The sequence below is a fragment of the Dehalogenimonas alkenigignens genome (assembly GCF_001466665.1).
Lineage (GTDB): Bacteria > Chloroflexota > Dehalococcoidia > Dehalococcoidales > Dehalococcoidaceae > Dehalogenimonas > Dehalogenimonas alkenigignens.
Window position 1 is genome coordinate 1,487,634 of sequence record NZ_KQ758903.1, and the last position, 20,707, is coordinate 1,508,340.

General features: G+C 56.3%; 24 protein-coding genes and 4 tRNA genes. 14 read left to right on the plus strand and 14 right to left on the minus strand.

Features of this window, described 5'->3' with window-relative positions; genetic code table 11:
• Positions 1–4: 4 nt before the first annotated feature.
• From DEALK_RS07765 to DEALK_RS07785, 5 genes are all read right to left on the minus strand, one after another.
• Positions 5–79, minus strand: a tRNA-Asn gene (locus tag DEALK_RS07765).
• 9 nt (positions 80–88) lie between these two features.
• Positions 89–162, minus strand: a tRNA-Gln gene (locus DEALK_RS07770).
• 22 nt (positions 163–184) lie between these two features.
• Positions 185–272 (minus strand) — tRNA-Leu (locus DEALK_RS07775).
• Positions 273–303: 31 nt separating this feature from the next.
• A tRNA-Phe gene (locus DEALK_RS07780) sits at positions 304–379 on the minus strand.
• A 61-nt stretch (positions 380–440) separates the two neighbouring features.
• Entirely contained in the window at positions 441–1,028 is a 588-nt protein-coding gene (locus tag DEALK_RS07785; protein WP_058439667.1) for a hypothetical protein, read from the minus strand.
• Positions 1,029–1,146: 118 nt separating this feature from the next.
• Between DEALK_RS07785 and DEALK_RS07790 the strand changes: the two genes are divergently transcribed.
• Positions 1,147–1,905, plus strand: coding sequence for an ABC transporter ATP-binding protein (locus DEALK_RS07790; RefSeq protein ID WP_058439668.1), 759 nt, complete (start codon positions 1,147–1,149; stop codon positions 1,903–1,905).
• On the plus strand, positions 1,884–3,128 hold the full coding sequence (locus tag DEALK_RS07795; RefSeq protein ID WP_058439669.1) for a SufB/SufD family protein: 1,245 nt from the start codon (positions 1,884–1,886) through the stop codon (positions 3,126–3,128). The genes DEALK_RS07790 and DEALK_RS07795 overlap by 22 nt, the downstream gene beginning before the upstream one ends.
• A gap of 54 nt (positions 3,129–3,182) precedes the next feature.
• Here DEALK_RS07795 and DEALK_RS07800 read toward each other — a convergent pair whose 3' ends face one another.
• The 3 genes from DEALK_RS07800 to DEALK_RS07810 all read right to left on the minus strand — a co-directional run bounded on the left by DEALK_RS07800 (position 3,183) and on the right by DEALK_RS07810 (position 3,925).
• On the minus strand, positions 3,183–3,371 hold the full coding sequence (locus DEALK_RS07800; RefSeq protein ID WP_058439670.1) for an FmdB family zinc ribbon protein: 189 nt from the start codon (positions 3,369–3,371) through the stop codon (positions 3,183–3,185).
• Positions 3,372–3,428: 57 nt separating this feature from the next.
• Complete coding sequence (locus DEALK_RS07805) at positions 3,429–3,608, minus strand: FmdB family zinc ribbon protein (protein ID WP_058439671.1); 180 nt, start codon at positions 3,606–3,608, stop codon at positions 3,429–3,431.
• Positions 3,609–3,718: 110 nt separating this feature from the next.
• On the minus strand, positions 3,719–3,925 hold the full coding sequence (locus DEALK_RS07810; RefSeq protein ID WP_058439672.1) for an FmdB family zinc ribbon protein: 207 nt from the start codon (positions 3,923–3,925) through the stop codon (positions 3,719–3,721).
• A gap of 96 nt (positions 3,926–4,021) precedes the next feature.
• Here DEALK_RS07810 and DEALK_RS07815 point away from each other — a divergent pair, with 96 nt between their 5' ends.
• Both DEALK_RS07815 and DEALK_RS07820 read left to right on the plus strand, forming a co-directional pair.
• Positions 4,022–4,624 (plus strand): YkgJ family cysteine cluster protein, encoded by a 603-nt coding sequence (locus DEALK_RS07815; RefSeq protein ID WP_058439673.1) that lies wholly within the window; start codon positions 4,022–4,024, stop codon positions 4,622–4,624.
• Positions 4,625–4,637: 13 nt separating this feature from the next.
• Positions 4,638–6,419: a YgiQ family radical SAM protein gene (locus DEALK_RS07820; RefSeq protein WP_058439674.1), complete on the plus strand. Its 1,782-nt coding sequence runs from the start codon at positions 4,638–4,640 to the stop codon at positions 6,417–6,419.
• A gap of 442 nt (positions 6,420–6,861) precedes the next feature.
• Here the strand turns inward: DEALK_RS07820 and DEALK_RS10160 are convergent, their stop codons facing one another.
• Together DEALK_RS10160 and DEALK_RS07835 are read right to left on the minus strand one after the other, a co-directional pair.
• A complete protein-coding gene (locus DEALK_RS10160; RefSeq protein WP_058439676.1) occupies positions 6,862–7,092 on the minus strand; it encodes a hypothetical protein in 231 nt (76 codons plus the stop codon).
• Between the two features lie 116 nt (positions 7,093–7,208).
• Entirely contained in the window at positions 7,209–7,631 is a 423-nt protein-coding gene (locus DEALK_RS07835) for an REP-associated tyrosine transposase (RefSeq protein WP_058439677.1), read from the minus strand.
• Here DEALK_RS07835 and DEALK_RS07840 point away from each other — a divergent pair.
• From DEALK_RS07840 to DEALK_RS07880, 9 genes are all read left to right on the plus strand, one after another.
• Positions 7,630–8,811: a M20 family metallopeptidase gene (locus DEALK_RS07840; RefSeq protein WP_058439678.1), complete on the plus strand. Its 1,182-nt coding sequence runs from the start codon at positions 7,630–7,632 to the stop codon at positions 8,809–8,811. The two genes, DEALK_RS07835 and DEALK_RS07840, sit on opposite strands and share 2 nt — an antisense overlap.
• Before the next feature lie 23 nt (positions 8,812–8,834).
• Positions 8,835–9,632, plus strand: coding sequence for an acyl-CoA dehydratase activase (locus tag DEALK_RS07845; protein ID WP_058439679.1), 798 nt, complete (start codon positions 8,835–8,837; stop codon positions 9,630–9,632).
• A gap of 45 nt (positions 9,633–9,677) precedes the next feature.
• On the plus strand, positions 9,678–10,703 hold the full coding sequence (plsX, locus tag DEALK_RS07850) for a phosphate acyltransferase PlsX (protein WP_058439680.1): 1,026 nt from the start codon (positions 9,678–9,680) through the stop codon (positions 10,701–10,703).
• Positions 10,681–11,616 carry a thioredoxin-disulfide reductase gene (trxB, locus tag DEALK_RS07855; RefSeq protein ID WP_058439681.1) on the plus strand — a complete coding sequence of 312 codons (936 nt, stop codon included), beginning with the start codon at positions 10,681–10,683 and terminating at the stop codon, positions 11,614–11,616. The genes plsX and trxB overlap by 23 nt, the downstream gene beginning before the upstream one ends.
• 27 nt (positions 11,617–11,643) lie before the next feature.
• Positions 11,644–12,096 carry a 50S ribosomal protein L9 gene (rplI, locus tag DEALK_RS07860; RefSeq protein ID WP_058439682.1) on the plus strand — a complete coding sequence of 151 codons (453 nt, stop codon included), beginning with the start codon at positions 11,644–11,646 and terminating at the stop codon, positions 12,094–12,096.
• A 5-nt stretch (positions 12,097–12,101) separates the two neighbouring features.
• On the plus strand, positions 12,102–13,463 hold the full coding sequence (gene dnaB / locus DEALK_RS07865; protein WP_058439683.1) for a replicative DNA helicase: 1,362 nt from the start codon (positions 12,102–12,104) through the stop codon (positions 13,461–13,463).
• A 31-nt stretch (positions 13,464–13,494) separates the two neighbouring features.
• Complete coding sequence (locus tag DEALK_RS07870; protein ID WP_058439684.1) at positions 13,495–14,181, plus strand: DnaD domain-containing protein; 687 nt, start codon at positions 13,495–13,497, stop codon at positions 14,179–14,181.
• Positions 14,102–15,502 (plus strand): ATP-binding protein, encoded by a 1,401-nt coding sequence (locus tag DEALK_RS07875; RefSeq protein ID WP_058439685.1) that lies wholly within the window; start codon positions 14,102–14,104, stop codon positions 15,500–15,502. The genes DEALK_RS07870 and DEALK_RS07875 overlap by 80 nt, the downstream gene beginning before the upstream one ends.
• A gap of 109 nt (positions 15,503–15,611) precedes the next feature.
• A complete protein-coding gene (locus DEALK_RS07880; RefSeq protein ID WP_058439686.1) occupies positions 15,612–16,118 on the plus strand; it encodes an HNH endonuclease in 507 nt (168 codons plus the stop codon).
• Positions 16,119–16,166: 48 nt separating this feature from the next.
• Here the strand turns inward: DEALK_RS07880 and DEALK_RS07885 are convergent, their stop codons facing one another.
• From DEALK_RS07885 to lysA, 3 genes are read right to left on the minus strand one after another with little or no spacing between them, the layout of a single operon-like run.
• A complete protein-coding gene (locus tag DEALK_RS07885) occupies positions 16,167–17,012 on the minus strand; it encodes a PSP1 domain-containing protein (RefSeq protein WP_083496413.1) in 846 nt (281 codons plus the stop codon).
• A complete protein-coding gene (locus tag DEALK_RS07890; protein ID WP_065128858.1) occupies positions 17,005–18,039 on the minus strand; it encodes a DNA polymerase III subunit in 1,035 nt (344 codons plus the stop codon). Before DEALK_RS07890 ends, DEALK_RS07885 begins: the two co-directional genes overlap by 8 nt.
• Position 18,040: 1 nt before the next feature.
• The gene (gene lysA / locus DEALK_RS07895) at positions 18,041–19,348 is read right to left on the minus strand and encodes a diaminopimelate decarboxylase (RefSeq protein ID WP_058440103.1); all 1,308 of its coding nucleotides are present in this window, start codon (positions 19,346–19,348) and stop codon (positions 18,041–18,043) included.
• A gap of 120 nt (positions 19,349–19,468) precedes the next feature.
• On the opposite strand from lysA, the gene DEALK_RS07900 reads away from it, so the two are divergent.
• Entirely contained in the window at positions 19,469–20,092 is a 624-nt protein-coding gene (locus tag DEALK_RS07900) for an inorganic diphosphatase (RefSeq protein WP_058439689.1), read from the plus strand.
• Here DEALK_RS07900 and DEALK_RS07905 read toward each other — a convergent pair.
• The gene (locus DEALK_RS07905) at positions 20,089–20,679 is read right to left on the minus strand and encodes a glycosyltransferase (RefSeq protein WP_083496414.1); all 591 of its coding nucleotides are present in this window, start codon (positions 20,677–20,679) and stop codon (positions 20,089–20,091) included. The two genes, DEALK_RS07900 and DEALK_RS07905, sit on opposite strands and share 4 nt — an antisense overlap.
• Positions 20,680–20,707: the final 28 nt, after the last annotated feature.

Here is a 20,707-nt window from a genome sequence, read left to right on the forward strand (position 1 = left end):
AAATTGGCTCCCGAGGAAGGATTCGAACCTTCGGCCAATCGGTTAACAGCCGACCGCTCTACCACTGAGCTACTCGGGAGTGTGGGTGTGGCTGCCGAGCCAGGATTCGAACCTGGGCAAAAGGATCCAAAGTCCTCTGTGCTACCACTACACAACTCGGCAAGGCTTTTCATCAGCTAAAAGCTGGTGCCGAAGGTCGGACTCGAACCGACACAGGAGTTGCCCCCTAGCAGTTTTTGAGACTGCCGCGTCTACCATTCCGCCACTCCGGCAAAAAGCCGAATGTTGTTAAAGATCAGGGGGTGGTGCCGAGGCCCAGACTTGAACTGGGGACACGCGGATTTTCAGTCCGCTGCTCTACCAACTGAGCTACCCCGGCGCGAACAACGCTTGTTATTGTATCGGTTTGGAATTGCCCGGTCAAGCGTTGACGCCTTACGTTAAATGCCGCCGTACCGGGTAAAAACGATGAGAACGATTAACGAAGACAGAGCGGAACCGACGGCCACCTGGGCGGCAGTATGCTGCCCGAGATGCACCCGGGCCCAACCCATCAAAGGGATGAGCGACAAAGAAGGAACCGCCCAAGCGCCGTAGAGAATATGCAACACCGTCACCAGTGCCGCAACCGTTGACGCGTGCACTGAAATTTTCCACCAAAGATTGATGAAAGCGAAACTTACTATGGATGCCAGACCGGCGATCAGGGCGGCGGTTAAGAGCTGCGGGGCATTCAACCAGGTCAGGATGAAGGTTCCCAGGACGTTGAAGAAAAGCCCGACGACGTAGATCCGGTGGCGCTGGTGCCGCCGGTTTGAGAACAGGGCGTCCATGCGTCCCGTTCTCACCAGATAAACGGCGATGAGCAGCGGCGGCATGAAGCACAGACCGGTCACCGCAATAAACCATTTCAATGCTTCAACCGCCGAACCAGCGGCCTCCGAAGCAACTAAACCGAGGATAATCAATCCCGCTGCCGGGGGATTGAGCCCGTCGGAAATCAAATTGGCGATTTTTGTTTTGGTCAATGCCGCCTCTAATCTGAAAACGCGCCATTATAGCATACCAGCCAGCCTGCGGCGGTTCTCTTATTTGACCCCCGCGGAATGGTAACCGATAATAGATATATCATCCGGGAGGTAGTCAATGGACAGCGATAAATTATTGGAAATTAAGAACCTCAAGGTAGCGGTCGAGGGCAAAGAAATCCTCCATGGCATCAGCCTGTCAATCAAAGCCGGCGAGACTCATGTTATCTACGGTCCCAACGGCAGCGGCAAGACTACCCTGCTCATGACCATCATGGGCTTCCCGAAATACAAAATTACCGGCGGCCAGATCATCTTTGAGGGGCAGGACGTAACCGATGCCACCCTGGACGAGCGGGCGCGCGTCGGCATAGGTCTTTCCTTCCAGCGGCCGCCGATTGTCCGCGGCGTCAAGACGCGGGATATGGTTACCGCCTGCTTCCGAGGCCGCGAGGACGGCGACACGCTGTCGCGCCTGGCGGAAAGGGCTAATATGACCGATTTCCTGGACCGGGACATCAACTACGGCTTTTCCGGCGGCGAGACCAAGCGTTCCGAACTGCTGCAACTCCTGGCTCAGAGCCCCGATCTGGTACTCCTGGACGAACCGGAGTCCGGGGTTGACCTGGAAAACATCGCGCTTATCGGCGACCTGATCAACGACCTGCTGGAAAAAACCCACCCGATGCGCAACCGCACCCGCAGCGGACTGATCATCTCCCATACCGGCCATATTCTTGAATATGTCAATGCCCGCACTGGTTATGTCATGTTCGAAGGCCGCATCATCTGCGAGGGCGACCCCCATGAAATTCTGGAGACCATCAAAATCAAAGGTTATGGAGAGTGCGCCTCATGTCAGATCTGCAAAAGGTAAAGGCTCCTGATTTCTCCGAACGCGCCCGGGCTGCCGCCGCTAAAAAAGCCGCCGCCGGGCCGGATATCGACCTAGACGGGTTCAAGGTGCCGGTCAGGGGCGAAAAAGATTACCTGGACAGCCCGGAGACCATCTCCGAACAAGATAAAAGCCGCATGCTGGAGTCCGGCATCATGCTTGACGACCGGACCGGCCGCTCCGGCACCTTCGTCCAGATGGACAACACGCCGGTGCACTTCCACGCCGCCCAGGAAGGCATCGAGGTCATGAGCATCTCCGCCGCCTGGGAGAAGTACGACTGGCTCAAAGACTATTGGTGGAAGGCGGTGGCGGTGGACGCCGACAAGTATACCGCCCATGTCGAACTCCACGGCGCCGACGGCTATTTTATCCGCGCTCTGCCGGGGGTGAAGACCGATTACCCCGTCCAGGCCTGCCTCTACCTGGAAGCCGGCAAAGCGGTCCAGGATGTTCACAACATCATCATCGCCGAGGAAGGCTCGGAGCTGCATATCATCACCGGCTGCGCCGTAGCCCACCGCCAGGAGATGGGTCTGCACCTGGGCGTCTCCGAGTTCTACATTAAAAAGGGCGCCAAGATAACGTTTTCCATGATTCACACCTGGTCGCCGGAGACCGAAGTGCGGCCGCGCACCGGAGCGATCATCGAAGAGGATGGGTTGTTCCTGTCCAACTACGTTATCATGAAGCCGGTGCACTCCATCCAGGCATCGCCGATCGCCCGATGCGTCGGCAAGAACGCCACGGTGCGCTTCAACTCCATCATGGTGGCCACTCCCGGCTCGCATATGGACCTGGGTTCCCGAGCCTTTCTCAACGCTCCGGGTGCCCGCACCGAGATGATCGCCCGGGCGATCACCGCCGGCGGCGAGATCGTTTCGCGCGGCTACATGGAGGGCAACGCGCCCGACATCAAGGGGCATCTGGAATGCCGCGGCCTGATTCTTAAAGATAACGGCTCTATCCACGCCATCCCGGAACTCAAGGCTACGGTACCCAACGTCGACCTGTCCCACGAGGCGGCGGTGGGTAAGATCGCCGAAGACGAGGTGGAATACCTGATGGCCCGCGGCTTGACCCGTGACGAAGCCACCGCAGCCATCATTCGCGGATTCTTGAAAGTGGATATTGAGGGCCTGCCGCCGATGCTTAACGCCGAACTGCGCAAAGCGGTGGAAGCCTCGGAAAAAGAGGCGTTATAAAAAGCAAAAAGCCTTCGAAAAACTCGAAGGCTTTTTCAACGGCATCGTGATTGGTTATCCCCGCTCAAAAGGCCAATGAGGATGGTGCTTGTGCTTATCACCGCCGGTGATGAAGGTTGCGGGTTTGCGGGTTACCTCAGTTGAGGCGCATTTCGGGCAGGCAACGGGACTGGAATCCGAAAACTTCCTAAGCATTTCAAATTTGTTTTTACATTTCTGGCAAACATAGTCGTAGAGCGGCACTGGAACCTCCTGAAAGAGGATTTATCAGACAGCAGAGCCTGTCGGGGCCTTATGCTGCTAGGATAACTCCCAGGGCATCTTGCGCGGCGCCTTCCCCGTAGTGACGAAGGTAGAAGCCTTCTTTTTAATTTCGGTGTCGCCGCAGTTGGGGCAGGTCACAGGTGACGTGTCAGTGACCTTACGAAGGAGTTCAAACTTCTTTTTACATTTTTCGCAGCGGTATTCGTATAGCGGCATTCGAGTCCCTTTTTTCCGCGTATTTTAACAAACCAGACCCGGACAGACAATCCTGTCCAGGCAAGAAGTTTTTCAGTTTTTCGGATCCGAACCGGACCCGGGAGCTACCCTCAAGATGAAACTCTTGGGGACGGTCCGCAACCGGCTCCGCCGTAACTGCCAGCACCGCCCCCGATGCCGCAACTGAAATTTGATATCTTACGTTCAACTTCATAGGAGCCGCATTTTGGGCAGGTTACCGCCGCGGTATCGGACAGGCGGCGGAGCAACTCAAATTTCTTGGCGCAAGACTTGCATGAATACTCGTAAATAGGCATCGTTCACTCCTGCATTGGATATTGTATTATACTACATGATGTACAGCATCAATGAAGTGACATTGGTTACACAGAATCGGGCTGCAAGGTTGAGAGATGCCGAATTATTTTGAAGCTTTGGGCGTGTCCGATGCCGATCTGGCTGTCGCCCGCGGTCTGGCGGCAGGACACTTCAGCGGCCAATTTGGGGAAAAATACAAAAAGTATGTTGCCCGGGTCGGCGCGGCGCTGCTCGAAATTTACCCGCCGGCTCACAAGCTGCAGCCTGAAGAAATTATCGACCTGATCAGCGTCATCGACATCATCGGGCCCGATTCCAGAGGCCTGATGAAGCGGCTCAAGGAGTCATGCACCGGCTGCGGCTGGTGTTGTTCTCAAACGAAGCGGATCGTTGTCGACGAGGAAGATACCCTGCGCATCAGCCGTAAACTTAAGCAGAAGCGCGAAGACCTGTTTACTTTTGATGGCAAAGAATGGTTGATCAAAAAGGCGCATCCCTGCGGCTGGTGGAATCCAAAAAACGGCCGCTGCGTCATTTACGCCGACCGCCCGAGCACTTGCCGCGTCTGGCCGCTTGGTGTAACGGAGGCCGGCCATAAAACAATTCAACCGATGGAACACTGCAATTACGCGGTGATGGTTACCGTCAATAAAGCGATCTGGACACTGGAGAGCGCCGCGAAACAGAGCGGCGCCTGAAGCACGGTCTCTGATGTTCCTGCCGACCACCAAACAAGAACTCGACGCCCTGGGTTGGGACAGGCTCGATGTCATTCTGGTCACCGGCGACAGCTATATCGACAGCCCGTTTATCGGTATCGCCGTCATCGGCAAGATGCTGGCCAGGGCCGGCTTTCGCGTCGGCGTCATCGCCCAGCCCGATACCCATTCAGCCGCGGACATCACCCGCCTAGGCGAGCCGCGGCTGTTCTGGGGCGTCTCCGGCGGCTGCATCGACAGCATGATCGCCAACTACACCTCGCTCAAGAAAAAACGGAGAAGCGACGACTACACCCCCGGCGGCCGGAACACCCGCCGCCCCGACCGCGCCGCCATCGTCTACACCAACCTCATCCGGCAGCATTTCAAGAACACCGCACCAATCGTCCTCGGCGGGCTGGAAGCCTCGCTGCGGCGGGTGGCTCATTACGACTACTGGGACGACCGGGTCCGCGGCTCGATCCTCTTCGATGCCAAAGCCGATTACCTGCTCTACGGCATGGCTGAAAAAGCGACGGTTGAACTAGCCCGAACCCTCAACCAAGTCGGCGATGTGCGGCAAATCCGCGGCCTGTGCTACATCGCCGGCGAGGCCGACACGGCAGCGGTGAGGAAGAACTACCTTGAACTGCCGCCACTTGACCTCGTCGAGGAGGACAAGGAAGCCTTCACCGAAATGTTCTACGCCTTTTACCAAAACAACGACCCCATCACCGCCCGCGGCCTGTACCAGAAACACGGCAACCGCTACCTGGTGCAGAACCCGCCGCAGCCCTCGATGAGCCAATTAGAACTCGACGCCGTCTTCGGCCTGGGTTTCGAGCGCGCCCAGCATCCCTATTACGAAACGCTGGGTAAAGTGAAAGCCCTGGAAACGATCAAGTTCTCGATTCTTTCCCACCGCGGCTGCTACGGCGAGTGTAACTTCTGCGCCATCGCCGTCCATGAAGGCCGCACTGTCCAGTGGCGTAGTGAGCAATCGATCCTGGCCGAAGCCCGGGAATTGACCAAATACCCGGACTTCACCGGCTTCATCCGGGACGTCGGCGGCCCCACGGCCAACATGTACGGCTTCGAGTGCGGTCAGAAACTGGAGCGCGGCGCCTGCCCCGCCAAGCGCTGCCTTTACCCGGAGGTCTGCCCGTCGCTGGAAGTGGATCATTCCAGGCAAGTGTCGCTGCTCAAAAAGCTGCGCAAGATTGAGGGCATCAAAAAGGTCTTCGTCGCTTCCGGCGTCCGGCCGGACCTGGTGCTGGCCGACCGCCAGCACGGCGAGCCATATTTGAAAGAGGTCGTCGGCCACCATATCTCCGGCCAGATGAAGGTGGCCCCAGAGCACTCCGAGGACAGCGTGTTAAGGCTCATGGGCAAGCCGCCCGCCGCTTCCACGCTCAAGTTCAAATCGTTTTTCGACAAACTCAGCGCCAATGCCGGCAAAAAGCAGTTTTTAACCTACTACCTGATCGCCGCCCATCCCGGCTGCACCGCCGCGGACATGAAGCACCTAAAGAGCTTTGCCGACAGAAACCTCCACCTGAACCCGGAGCAGGTCCAGATTTTCCTGCCGGCCCCCTCCACTTATTCCAGCCTGATGTATTACACCGGCATAAACCCTTTTACCGGCAAGCCGATATTCGTTGAGAAAGAACCGCAGCTGAAAAACCTCCAGAAGGACATCATTATTGAACCCGCTGAGGATAAAACTCTTGGTAAACGGACACAGCGCACCGAAACGAATAGAATGGTTGCCAAGCGACGCCCCCGTCGCCCGTAAGAAATACCTACTCACCCTGGCTGCACCGCCGCGGACATGCGCGAGTTGAAAACCTTTGTCGCCAAGAACCTCAAAGTGAACCAGGAGCAGGTCCAGGTCTTCCGGCTAGCACTCTCAACGTTTTTAAGCTTGATGTACTATACGAGTATGGACGCGTTTACGGGCAGGAACCTGTTTGTTGAGAAAGATTCTAATAACAAACAGTCCGAGAAGATAATTGTCACACAGAAATATATTTAGCGCTGTTTTTATTTCTTAAATAAAGGCGAATTCCATAGATAATGATCAAGATGCCGGAAACACAGCAAATATACAACCTTAATATGCAACGAAAATTCAGTTCCAACCATCAGATACTTCCACCGGCAATTAAGACGCCACACAGTATAAGTGCAGCCGAAATTTCTACGTCTTTATCCATAGGTTGCCTTGGGATCCGTATTTACGCCATTTTCTTAACCAATGCTGTTATTATCAAACCTGTAATCCCTATTAGGAGCAAAATAATGCTTCCCAAACCAAATCTGTCTCCAAATCCGATCCAGAGACCCGTCAAAGCGAAAACCCCGAAATAGATGAAGCTCACATCCAGATATTCACGCCATCGTTTGGCACGGAATAGGATTACGATTCCAATTGCGACAATCCCTATGAAAGCTGCAATTAAACCCATCTGATGTGCACCTCGTACATACCTTTAAAGAAACCCACATCAATTTTGTTAGCGTATTGGTCGGGCAGTCCCTGGAGGGTGGGTGGAGCGAAGCGAAACCCACCCTCATTCAAGGTTCACGTCCGGAAATTGTTTATCCATTGATTGTCACCATTCGGTGGATACAAACCGTTCTCAATGTATTTTATTATACCACTATCGCGCCAAAGTGTGGTGTAAGTTATTAAAACGTGTTTCACCGGGTTGCAGTGAATGTAATCGCAATGGCAGTTAACATCCGCCTGGTCACGGATAGCATGCTCCCAAACCGGCCTCTGCCCAATTCCTTTCTCCTCTTTACCTTCATTGACTTTGAATCTCATTGCGGCAACGATAGGAACGGCATACCGTCGGTTTAAGTTTGACTTGATCATCTTCCATCGGATCGAATAATCGGAATCGTTCTCCGGCAGGTTCCAGATCATGTGGAGATGGTCGGGTAATGTTACATACTCCAAATCATAGCCACCCGCCTCAGCTTGGGCTATAATCAGACCCATGAAAAACGACCTCGCCGCACTCAAACACAGCATTAAAGACTCCGTCGCCACCCAGGCCGCCGCCCTTAAAAAGATCGCCCTGGACATCCACGCCAACCCGGAACCGGGCTTCAAGGAGAAGCAGGCCGCCGCATGGCTTACCGGCCACCTCAAGCAGAACGGCTTTGCTGTCGAGATGGGCATCGCCGATCTGCCGACGGCCTGGAAAGCCACCTTCGGCAAAGGTTCGCCGGTCATCGCCTTCGTCGGCGAGTATGACGCCCTGCCGGAGGTCGGCCACGCCTGCGGCCATAACCTCATCGCCACCGCTTCGGTCGGCGCCGCCGTCGCCGCCAAAACCCTCGCCGACAAATTCGGCGGCACCGTGGTCATGATCGGCACCCCCGCCGAGGAGCTTTACGGCGGCAAGATCCCCATGGTCAAGAAGGGTATCTTCAACGGCCTGGACGCCGCCATGCTGGTGCACCCCGGCTCGGATTCGACGGCCATTACCCGGGCGCTTGCCGTAGTCACGCTTTATGTCGAGTTCTTCGGCCGGGAGTCTCACGCCGCCGCCCACCCGGAGCAAGGTATTAACGCCCTGGATGCCATGATCATCGGTTATAACGGAGTGACGGCTCTGCGGCAGCATATCGAGCCCTCCGCCCGCCTCCACGGCATCATCACCGACGGCGGCAAGGCAGCCAACGTGGTGCCGGGGCACGCCGCGGGCACCTTCCTAGTGCGTGCCATGACCATGAAGTACCTAGAGGAATTAAAGGAAAAGGTGTTAAACTGCTTCCGCGCCGGGGCGCTGGCGACCGGCGCCGAGCTTTCCTACCACTGGGACGAACACGCCTACGAACCGCTACTGCCCAACCTGACCCTGGCCGGTCTCTTTGTCGACAACATCAGAAGCCTCGGCCGCGACATTGAACTCGATGACAGCTCCCACGCCTTCGGCTCTACCGATATGGGCAATGTTTCCTGCGTCGCGCCGTCGCTCCACGGCTTCCTGGCCATCGCCCCCAGGGGCGTTTCCGGCCATACTCGGGAATTCGCCACTTACACCGCATCGGACGAGGGCATCAAAGGCATGCTGGACGCCGCCGCCGGCATGGCTATGACCGCCGCCGACCTCTTCTCCAACCCGGAGACGCTGGCCAAGGTCAGGTCCGAGTTTGAGAAGGCCCTCAAATAAACAATAGATCATATAGAAATTACATGGGTGTCTATCTGGGACTCGATGCCGGCTCCATCTCCACCAAAGCCACCGCCCTTTCGCCTGATGGTAAAATCTTCGCTTCGGCGTACAAACCCACGGCCGGCGACCCGCTGGCGGCTTCCGAGCTGGTCCTCGCCGAGGTGAAATCAAAGATCGAGGGCGAGATTTTCGGCCTAGGCGTCACCGGCAGCGCCCGCGAGTTGGTCGGCCAAATGCTGGACGCGACCACCATCAAGAACGAAATCACCTGCCAGGCTCTGGCCGCCGCCCACCTGGTGCCGGACGCCCGTACCATCATCGAGATCGGCGGCCAGGACTCCAAATTCATCGCCTTGAAAGATGGACTGGTGCAGGACTTTGCCATGAACACCGTCTGCGCCGCGGGCACCGGCAGCTTTTTGGAGCACCAGGCGCGGCGGTTGGGCCTGTCCATTGAAGAATTCGCCGCCAAAGCGCTGGAAAGCACGTCGCCGATCAAGGTTGCCGGCCGCTGCACCGTCTTCGCCGAGTCAGACCTGATTCACGCGCAGCAGACCGGAGCGCCGGTCCCCGATATCATCTACGGGCTGTGCCTGGCCCTGGCACGCAATTTCCTGGCCGATGCCGGTCGCAACCGGAATATCGAACCGCCTGTCATTTTTCAGGGGGGAGTGGCCAGGAACGCCGGCATGGTAAGGGCTTTTGGCGAACGGCTGGGCTGTGAAATCATCGTGCCGGGGGTGCCGGAGCTGTCCGGCGCGTTAGGAGCTGCCTTGCTCTTAAAGCGGCAGTTGGAGCATAATAAGAACCGGTCTTGAACAAGGCCGGCGACCCCACGAGTGTTGACAAGGGAAGGGAAGTGTATGCGGATAGCTGTAGATGCCTCCGGTGGTGATTTTGCCCCGTACGAAATAGTCAAAGGCGTCATCAAGGCTGCCCAGGAACTCAAAGATAAGGGTATAGAGATTATTCTGGTCGGCAAGCGCCCGGTATTGCATGTCCAGGCCGGGAGACACCTCAAGAAGTTGAATATTTCCATCGCGCATGCTCCTCAGACTATCGAGTTCAACGAGCATCCGGTTGAAGCCTTGAGGAACAAGCCCAAATCTTCCATCGCGGTGGGTACGATGATGGTTAAAGAGGGAAAGGCTGACGCTTTTGTTTCAGCCGGCTCCACCGGCGCGATGTTATGTGCCGCCTACTTGCTGCTCGGAAAGATCGAGGGTATCGAACGGCCCGCCCTGGCCAGCATCATCAAGCTGGTACCTCACGCCCCCGCACTGCTGCTGGACGCCGGCGCCAACTCAGACTGCCGCCCCCAGCATCTTGTAGAATTTGCCCGGCTGGGTAATATCTATGCCAAAAACGTCATCGGCATCGAATCCCCGCGCATTGCCCTGATGAGCGTCGGAGAGGAAGAAACCAAAGGCAACAAACTGGTCATCGAGACCCATCAGCTGCTGAAAACGACCCCGGGACTGAAATTCATCGGCAACGTTGAAGGTCACGACCTGGTGCACCACCGGGCCGATGTCATCGTCACCGACGGCTTCACCGGCAACGTCCTGATCAAAGCCTTCGAAGGTCTGGGCGATTCCATCATCAAGATACGCCAGGTCAGCCAGGCGGTAAACTCGGCTTCTCACCTTCGCGGCAGAGCCCTGCTGGCTGATGTCGGCATCGGTCACATGGTCAAAGGCATGGACTTCCGTGAGGTCGGCGGCGCCTGCCTGCTCGGAGTCAAAGGAACAATCATCGTTTCTCACGGCCGGTCACGGGCTAAGGCAATCAAGAACGCCATCCTGATGGCCAAAAGGACGGTGGAACAGCGTATACCCCAGCTTATCGCCGAGGAGGTCAAGGATAATGTCAGCGCCGTCACGGTATGACATCATTATTATCGGCGGCGGACCGGCCGGTCTTTCAGCCGGTCTCTACACCGCCAGGGCCAAACTCAAGACACTGATCATTGAGGGTTCAGCCATCGGCGGGCGCATGGCGGAAGCCTGGGAGATTGAAAACTATCCCGGTTTCACCGAGGCTGTCCACGGTTACGATCTGGGCCAGAAAATGTACGAGCAGGCCACCAAATTCGGCGCCGAGCACGCTCAAACCAGCGTCACCGGCATACGGGTTGACGGCGGAGAAAAGATCGTCACCACACCCATCAGGGATTACGCCGCCCCGGCCGTCATCATCGCCGGCGGCTCCGAGCGAAGAAAGCTGGGCGTCCCGGGGGAAACCGAGTTAACCGGCAGGGGTGTTTCCTTTTGCGCAACCTGCGACGGGCCGTTCTTCCGGGAGAAGGCTGTGGCGGTGGTCGGCGGCGGCAACGGCGCCCTGAATGAGGCGACCCATATATCCCATTTTGCCTCAAAGGTTTACGTCATTCACCGGCGGGACTCCATGCGCGCCACCAAGGTGCTCCAGGAAAAAGCCTTCTCCGATCCTAAAATCGAGTTTATCTGGAATACCGAAGTTACAGCCATCGAAGGGAAGGATTCGGTTGAACGGCTCAAACTGAAAAACGTCCAGACCGGAGCTGAATCAGCTCTGCCCGCCCAAGGCGTGTTCATCGCCGTCGGCCTGATTCCCAACACAGGTTACCTTCAGAACCTCATAAATATCGACCAGTACGGCGCTGTTCTCACCAATGATAAAATGGAGACGAACGTCCCCGGGATTTATGCCGCCGGCGACGTCAGAGCCAACTCCGTCCGCCAGGTGGTCACCGCAGCCGGCGACGGAGCGACGGCCGCCCTCTACGCCCAGAAATTTATCTCCGAAAACGCCAAACCCTGAAACGGAAACTCAACCGGAAGGATATCGATGAGAGTAGTTCTCCTTAAAGACGTGCCGAATATTGGGAAAACCGGTCAGATTAAAGATGTGCCGGACGGCTATGCCCGAAACTACCTGTTGAAAACCGGGTTGGCTGCCGCCGCCACCCACGAAGCCAGATCTTCGACTCAAGCCAAACTGGATGCTGAGCAGAAGAAACAGGCCAGGATTGAAGCCGAACTTGCCGCCGCCGCTAAACTGCTTGACGGGCTGCAGGTGGTCGTAGCCGGTAAAACCGGAGCCGGGGACAGGCTCTACGGATCGGTCACCTCGGCGGATATCGCCACAGCGGTACAACGGGCGGCCGGATATGAACTTGACAAGCGTAAGATTGAGTTGGCTGAGCCCATCCGCTCCCTGGGCGACTATAAGGTGACTGTGAAACTTTCCGGGGCGCTGACCCCGGTGCTCAAAGTTAAAGTTGTACCGCAAGGGAGTTAGCGCCCTTGGTTGAATCACGGTTGCCGCCTCACGACCTGGCCGCTGAAGAAGCCGTTAACGGTTCGCTTCTGATCGACGGGAAAGTCATTTATGAGCTTGCCGCTTTTCTTCGGCCGGCGGATTTTTACAGCGAAACGGGACGCTGCGTTTATGAAGCCGCCCTGGAGCTGTACCACCGCGGCGAAGCGATTGATCAGATCACCGTTGCCCGCGAACTGGACCGCCAACGCAATCTGGAGAAGGTCGGCGGGGCGGCCTACCTGGCGCATCTGCTCACCACGGTACCAACTTCGCTGGATGCGGAACACTACGGCCGCATCATCTATAACCTGTCCGTATCGCGCCTCCTGATCAGCGCCGGCATCAAGATCACCGAATTGGGTTACTCCGCCGACCCCAGCCCGGGCGCGGTGATCTCAAAGGCTGAGACCCTGCTTTACAATTTGCGCAACGAACGCGCCTCCGTCGATTTCATTCACATCAAAAGTATCCTCGACCGCTACCTGGAACCGCCTCAAACGGCGCAGCACCTTGAGAGCGTACCGACGGGCTTTTATGGTCTGAATGACTACATCGGCGGCTTGAAGCGGGGCGATCTGATCATTGTCGCCGGACGCCCGAGCATGGGCAAAACTTCATTGGGCTTGAACATCGCCCGCAATGCCGCGGTCGACCACCACGCTTGCGTCGCCGTCTTCTCTCTGGAGATGTCTTCTGATTCACTGGTACAAAGGCTGCTGTCCAGTGAAGCCGGAATCAATGTCAGGCACTTTACCCCGGGATTGTCCTCTCCCGATGACGAAAACCGGATCATGCACGCCATCGGGATTCTGTCCGAGGCGCCTATCTACATCGATGACTCGCCGCAATTGCGGATCGCCGACCTGCGCTCCAAAGCCCGACGCCTGCATTTTGAATACGGCATCGACCTGATAATCGTTGACTATCTCCAATTGCTGCAGGGAGACTCAGGCAGCGGCAAGGGTGACAACCGGGTCCAGGAGATCAGTTATATTTCCCGCGCCTTAAAGGGAATCGCCCGGGAACTCAACGTGCCGGTGGTGGCGCTTTCCCAACTGTCACGGGCTGTCGAATGGCGGTCGTCACACGAACCAAAGCTCTCGGACTTGCGTGAAAGCGGCTCAATCGAACAGGACGCCGATATCGTGATATTCATTTACCGCGAGGAGGTCTATTTCAAAGAGGAGGAGTGGGCCGCTACCTACCCCGACAAGGAGTATCCGCGGGAGATCGCCGACATCATCATCGCCAAACACCGCAACGGTCCCACCGGAACGATTAAAGTGCGTTTCCGGCACGCGCTGACCAAATTCGAAAATCTGCAGTCCATTGCTGAGATTGCCTGACCATGGTAACAAGCGACCTGTACAAATCAAAATGAAAACTTTCGAGGGCTTCCCCGATAAATTCGAATTCACCGCCGTGCCGAAACCCTTCCTGGCACAAGCGCTGCCGCTTATCAGCAGTCTCGAGGAACTCAAAGCCTCCCTGCTGTTCTTCAGGGTGCTTTATCAAAAAAAGGGCTTCCCGCCGTATGTCACCGCGGCCGAGATCGCTGATCTGAACTCCGGGTTGGATGAAGCCGCCGCGGACCAGGCATTAAGCGAGACGGCGGCCAGAGGTACCACCATCAAGCTGGCGGTGGTCGAAAAAGGTAAACCGGTAGCCCTGTATTTTTTGAATGACGGGCGGAACCGCGAAGCTGTCCAGGAGATTATTGCAGGCAGGATTAAACTCGGGAGCATCACGCCAAACGAACCTGTCAAGTTTGTGTCATCACCCGAACTGCCGGATATTTTCAGCTTGTATGAACAGAATATCGGCCTTCTGACACCCATCATTGCCGAAGAACTCAAGGAAGCGTTGAAACTCTACCCTGAATCCTGGGTGAAGGACGCAGTCAAAGAGGCCGCCAGTCTTAACAAGCGCAACTGGCGATACATCAGCAAAATACTGGAAAACTGGGCCGCAGGCGGCAGGAACGATGGAACATATTTCGGAAATCCTCAAAAAGACCCTGACAAATACACCAAAGGCAAATACGGGAAATTTGTCCGGCGCTGATTCCCACCCCGGTGAAACGCCCAGCGATTGCCCGGGGTGCCGCGGCGCGCGCTTCGTGTACGCCCGGAACGCGGATGGCAAACCGGATTATTCCCTCACCGTGCCCTGCCGGTGCGTTGACTCCGCCGCCGACGCCGAGAAAGTCAGGCGGCTGGCTGAGTATTCCCGCCTTGGAACCCTGCGGTCGCTGACTTTCGATAATCTGCTGCCGGAAGGCCGGCATGGTTCACCGCAAAACCGCGCCGGGTTCAAGTCAGCTTACCACGCGGCGCTGACTTTTGCTGAATCTCCTGTCGGATTTCTGGTCCTGACCGGACCATCCGGCGCCGGCAAGACCCATCTAGCGGCGGCGATCACCAACCGCCGCATCGACGCCGGTCACGCCGTACTCTACCGCTCGGCGCCCGATCTGCTGGACGACCTTAAGGCCGGCTTTGCCTCGAACGCCGATAATCCGTTTCCCGACACTTTTGAAATGATAAAAAACACACCTCTCCTGGTGATTGACGACCTGGGCGTCCAGTCCGACACCGCCTGGGCGCGCGAGAAAATGGATCAACTGATCACCTACCGTTTCAACCATGAACTGCCGACGGTCATCGCGACGGCACTGCCCATGGATAATTTGGACGACCGGCTGAAGAACCGTTTGTCGGATCCGCGCCTGGCTAAAGTGTTGAACCTGGCGACCGGCGGCGCCGACATGGATTGGCCTCCGGGGCTGGATTTACAGCGCACGATGAACTTTCTGTCTTTCGATCGGGACCGCCTTAATCTGCCTCCCGAAGATAGGGATAACCTTGCCCGCGCCTACCAGGTAGCCCATGATTTCGCCCGGGCGCCCGAAGGCTGGCTCATCCTTCAGGGCGTCACCGGCTGCGGAAAGACTCACCTGGCATCGGCAATCGTGAACTTCAGGTACCAGGGAGGGCAAACCGCTCTCTTTGTCGTCGTACCGGAATTCCTTGACCATTTACGGTCGGCTTTCAGTCCCGATGCCAAAGTTTCTTACGATGAGCTTTTTGATCGGGTCAAGACGACGCCTTTCCTGGTGCTTGATGACTTCGGCGAACAGGCGACTACGCCCTGGGCCCAGGAGAAGCTTTATCAGGTGATTTCCTATCGCTACAACGCCCGGCTGCCCACCGTGGTGACGACACGGGCGTCTCTCGACGAAATCGAACCGGCCATTTCTTCGCGCTTCATCGACCACCAGTTCAGCATGGTCTTCAACATCACCGCGCCCGATTACCGCGGCGACGCTTCCCACGCCAAAGCAAGAAGGCCGGCGCCACGGCCATCCCGCCAATTCAAAAAGTAAGGCTCGGGCGGTAAACAGGTGTAGCTGAGGGTAAATTGCCCTTTGCCGGGAAACTTGCGCCGTCCGCCTTTTATCTCTAAAATGGCACCACTAGGGAGATAAGGCTGAAATGCTCAATCACCCGGTGCTGGTGCTGAACCAGAATTACGAGCCCATCCACGTCTGCCAGGTTAGGCGCGCTATCCTCTTATGCTATCAGGGCAAAGCGGAAATGCTGGAAGACGGCCTCGGCCTGCTCCACACCGTCCGACTCTCCATTCCCATGCCTTCGGTCATCCGGCTGCAGCATCACGTGAGACGTCCGCGCCCCCGGCACAAACTCACGCGGTGGGAAATTTTCCACCGCGATGATTTTTCCTGCCAGTACTGCGGTAAAAAAGCCCAGCCTCTGACCATCGACCACGTCATCCCCCGTTTCCAGGGCGGGCGCCACTCGTGGGAAAATTTGGTAGCCGCCTGCGTGCCATGCAACCGCCACAAGGCTGGTCGAACCCCTGAGCAGGCAAACATGAAACTGCTTAAAAAACCCGGTATGCCGGAAGGCAGGCCGCTGGTTGTCGTCTCACACCGGTACCAGGAGCGGATGCACATTTGGCAGAAGTACCTGCCGGCTTAACTCTAAACCATATGATATAAAGAAGGACGCCGCGGCGTCCTTCAACGATTATCTGCGCCTTTTTCTCCGTCTGCGATGGGCTACTCCGGCCGCTTCCGCCTTTATTCCATCGGCCGGCGTCTGGTCATCGGCTTCGGTGATCGGCGCCACTGAAATCCTATCCGCCGGTTCCGGAGAAACAGGCCTGATAGATTGAAGCGCGGGTTCGACCGCTGCCGCTGCAGCGCAACAACGGGCGCGCTCTTCGTTTAGTTCCTTGTAGACTTCATATTCATGACCCAGGCAGCAGAGCAGCCGGCCGCAGACGCCGGAGATCTTGACCGGATTCAGCGGCAGGTTCTGTTCTTTGGCCATTTTAATTGATACCGGGGCAAAATCAGTCAAGAAACTGGCGCAGCACAACTCACGGCCGCAACGACCGTAACCTCCGAGCAGCTTTGTTTCGTCCCGCGGACCGACCTGGCGCAATTCGACTCGAACGTGGAGTTTTCGGCCGAGTTCGCGGACCAATTCCCTAAAATCAACACGGCCTTCCGAGCTGAAGAATACTGTCAGGTGACTCTCATCGAGATTGTATTCCGCCGCCAGGCATTTCATCGGCAAACCGAGCTTCGCTACCAACTCCTCGCAATCAGCAAGCGTCTGAGACTCGGCGAAACACGTCTTGTGACGGCGTTCAATATCTTCAGCAGTAGCTAACCTTATCACCGGTTTTAAAGGCGACTCGAGTTGATCGTCGGCCATTTCCCGGACCGGATTTACCACCCGCCCTATTTCCGGACCATGGGCGGTTTCGACAACCACATTAACCCCTGCTTGAAGGTCAAAATCCCCCGGGTCGAATTGATACAGCTTACCCGCCCGTTTTAAACGAATATCTACGACATTAGCCAATTCTATTGGTACTCCCTTTTATCACCGGCAAGTTCAGCATCAACACCTCAAGGGCAAGGCGGGGCGAGGCGTTTTGTTCCAGATGGCGCCGCGTGGCATTCAAGGACCCGATCAGACGCTGCGCCTCCGCGGCGGTGATCCGGCTTGCCAGTTCCGCAGTAATTATCTCATAATCAGTATTAATAACTTCTTCTTTTATGTCAAGTTTTACCAGCAGGATATCCCGGCAGAAGCTGAGCCATTGATCCAGGAGACGATATATTTCGGTACGAGTCTTACCGAAACGCTGGGACAGTTTATCTGCCAGTTCGAACCGGAAGTCGAATCCCGAGCCGAGAGCATCGGTAAGCTTCAGAAGATTGTCGCGCCTTTCCAATTGCAGTCCTTCGTCTCGGGCGGCGGTAATGGCCCAGCCTGCCCTGCCCTGGCTGAGGCGCGCCAGTAAATCGGCGCGTTCCGCCGGAAACCCCAGGCCATGCTCAAGAAACCGGACTATTTCCCGGCGCGGCGCCGCCGCCAGCCTGAGCTTCATACAACGTGACCGAATCGTCTCAGGCAGTTGATTCTCTCTGACAGTCGTCAGGATGAAAACCACCCCGGGCGGCGGTTCTTCCAGCGTTTTTAACAACGCATTAGCAGCCCCGGTGGACAAACGTTCGGCTTCATCAATAATAATCACCCGAAATTTGCCTTCAAAAGGCGGCAGTGAAACGGCATGATTTATCTCTCGAACCTGTTCGATGGATAATTCTACCCTGTTTTTACCGTCCTCGTCTGCGGCTTGAACACTGATCAACCGGACATCGGCGTGAATACCGGCGGTTATACGGCGGCAAGATTCGCAACCGCCGCACGGGGAGTTGTCCCCAGTGCAGTTAAGGGCTTGGGCCAGTTTCAAAGCCAGCGCAGTCTTGCCGGAATGCTCGGGAGCGGTAAGCAGATAAGCGTGGCACAGTACCCCTTTTTCGAGGCTTTTCGCCAAAAAGGCGGCTACATTCTTTTGCCCGATTATCTGCCAATCAGCCATTTCAGCCAAGATCGGTCCGCAGCAGGTCTTCGATCGACTCGCGCCGCCGGATTAACCGGTGTTGCCCTTCCTTGACCATGACCACTGCCGGGCGAAAAAAGGCGTTATAATTCGATGCCATGGGGATACAATATGCCCCGCAGACCGGCATGACCAGGGTATCTCCAGGGTCTGCTGCCGGCAGCTTTACGTCAGCGGCCAGGATATCGCCGGATTCGCAGAACCGACCGGCTACAGTATAAAGCTGGTTCGCTCTTTCCGTCATGCGATTAGCAAGGTACGGCTCGTAACAGGCGCCGTAAAGCGCCGGCCTGATATTGTCAGCCATGCCGCCATCGACGCACAAATAGCGCCTGATGCCTGGGATATCCTTGATGACGCCCACTGAATAAAGCGCCACCGCGGCCCGGGCAACGGTCGCCCGCCCCGGTTCCACCGTGAGCGACAGCGATGTTAAATCCAGGCGGCGGCATTCCTCTTTGAAAAAAGAGACGATAGCCTCCGCGTATTCACCCACTGAAGGGGGCGCTTGACCGGAAAGATACTGGACGGCAAAACCGCCGCCGGCATCCAGCTCATCAACAATGAGACCCCACCGCCCCCTGACCCCGGCAATAAATCCGAGGGCGGTGTGCATAGCGTCCAGGAAAGGTTGGATTTCAAATATCTGCGAACCGATATGATAATGAAAACCGACCAACTTCAAAGAGTTAGAGCTTAAAATCCGCCCAACTGCCGAATCGGCGTCTTCCAGCCCGAAACCAAATTTGGAGTCAATATTACCGGTCGTGATTTTGGCATGAGTATGCGGGTCAATGCCCGGCTTGATACGCAACATGACATCAGCCCGGCAGCTGCGGGCGCCGGCAATGCCATCCAACCGTGCCAGCTCCCAGGCGTTATCAATGACGATACGCCCGACCCCGGCTGCCAAGGCAAGTTCAAGTTCGGCATCGGACTTATTATTTCCGTGGAAATAGATGTTTTTCATCGGGAAGCCAGCCGATCGGGCAATCTCCAGTTCGCCGCCGGAAACAACATCAAGCCCCAGGCCTTCCTCGGCGATGATTTTAGCTACCGCCCGGTTAAGACAGGCTTTGCCGGCATAAACGACTCGAGATGAAGATAACCGCCCGGTAAACTCCCGCTTAAACTCACGAGCGCGAGCCCGGATGTCCTCTTCGGCGAAGACGTAGAGCGGCGTGCCGTATGTTTCAGCCAAGTCCATGGAGTCGCAGCCGCCGATCACCAGGTGCCCGTGATCGTTGATTGCCGAACCTAAAGGAAAAAATGGGGGTGTTTCTTTCATAGCGCCCATAATATCAATCCAGCGTTCCGGGGTCAAAGAGAAAAACCAGCCCTTACGGCAGCGGTGGTGACGCGGCCGGCCGGCTCTGATACAATGCAGGAAGGTTATTAAGGAGAAAGAATGTCATTGAAGGTACCGCAGGATAGAAACTCCAACGAAATCCGCATCTTCACCGGCTGTAACGAAGAAGACACTTGTCCAAAAGTCCGGCGGGAACGGCTGGCCGAAACTGAAGAAATGATTTTGACCATACTGATCGAAATTCCCAAGGGAAGCCGCAATAAATACGAGTACGACAAAGAGCGCAAGATAATCAAATTCGACCGCATGTTGTTTTCTGCGGTGCATTATCCGTCGGACTACGGCTTCATCATCGATACCCTAGCCGAAGACACCGATCCCCTGGATGCTCTGGTGCTGGTATCCGAACCAACCTTTCCCGGCTGCTTGATCGAAGCCAAACCGGTGGGTTTGTTCCGCATGCGGGACGAAAAAGGACCCGATGAAAAAATCCTGTGCGTCCCCATGGGGGATCCCCACTGGAACTTCATCCAGGAACTTTCAGACGTCCCGCCTCACCTGTTGAAGGAGATCGAGCACTTTTTCATCATCTACAAGGAACTGGAGAAAAAGAAGACCGGCGTCGAGGGCTGGGAAGATCGGGAATCAGCCATCAAGGCGGTACATGCCTCGCGCAAGCGTTACCAGGACAACCTGAAGCAGCTCGGCGCCAGCCGGATTTAGCCTTCGAAGCGGCCGATCAGCTCCGCGTATCGCTTTTCGAGTGACGCTGCCGCTACTTCAATCTCTTTTTCTGAACCAGCCCAATCAAGCCGCAGCATCCGGTTGGACGGTACCCCGAGTTCCTTCAGGCGAGCGGACACGGGTTCGGAAGAAAAGGTGACTATCTCGAACATCTTTAGCGCGTGCTCCGCCGACCATTTGACCATTCCCCGGCTGGCTTCAATCAGGACATCCGGGCCGGGTGCGGTTAACACCATGCGTTTGAAACGTAAAAATCTGCGATACACCGCAGCCAGGATTCCGAACCGCGTCAGATAATGAGCGTGAATAATATCCGATTTTACGGGATATATTATTGGTACGGCAGCAATAAAAGCCAGATATACCCATGGATAGCGGGTGCTTAGTGGCAACCGGTGAGCGGTAATCTTTAAGCTGCTGTTTATCAGGCGGTCTGACCCTGCCCTCCGGTACACCAGATGAACATTCCAGCCGAGATCGGCCAAACGCTCGAGCAGTTTCAAGTCCGGCGCCGAGGGCTGATCTATCAGGTGAATTACCGTTCGATTGGCCGTTTTTTTCAACACGAGTCAATATAACCGAAATTCCTCCCCG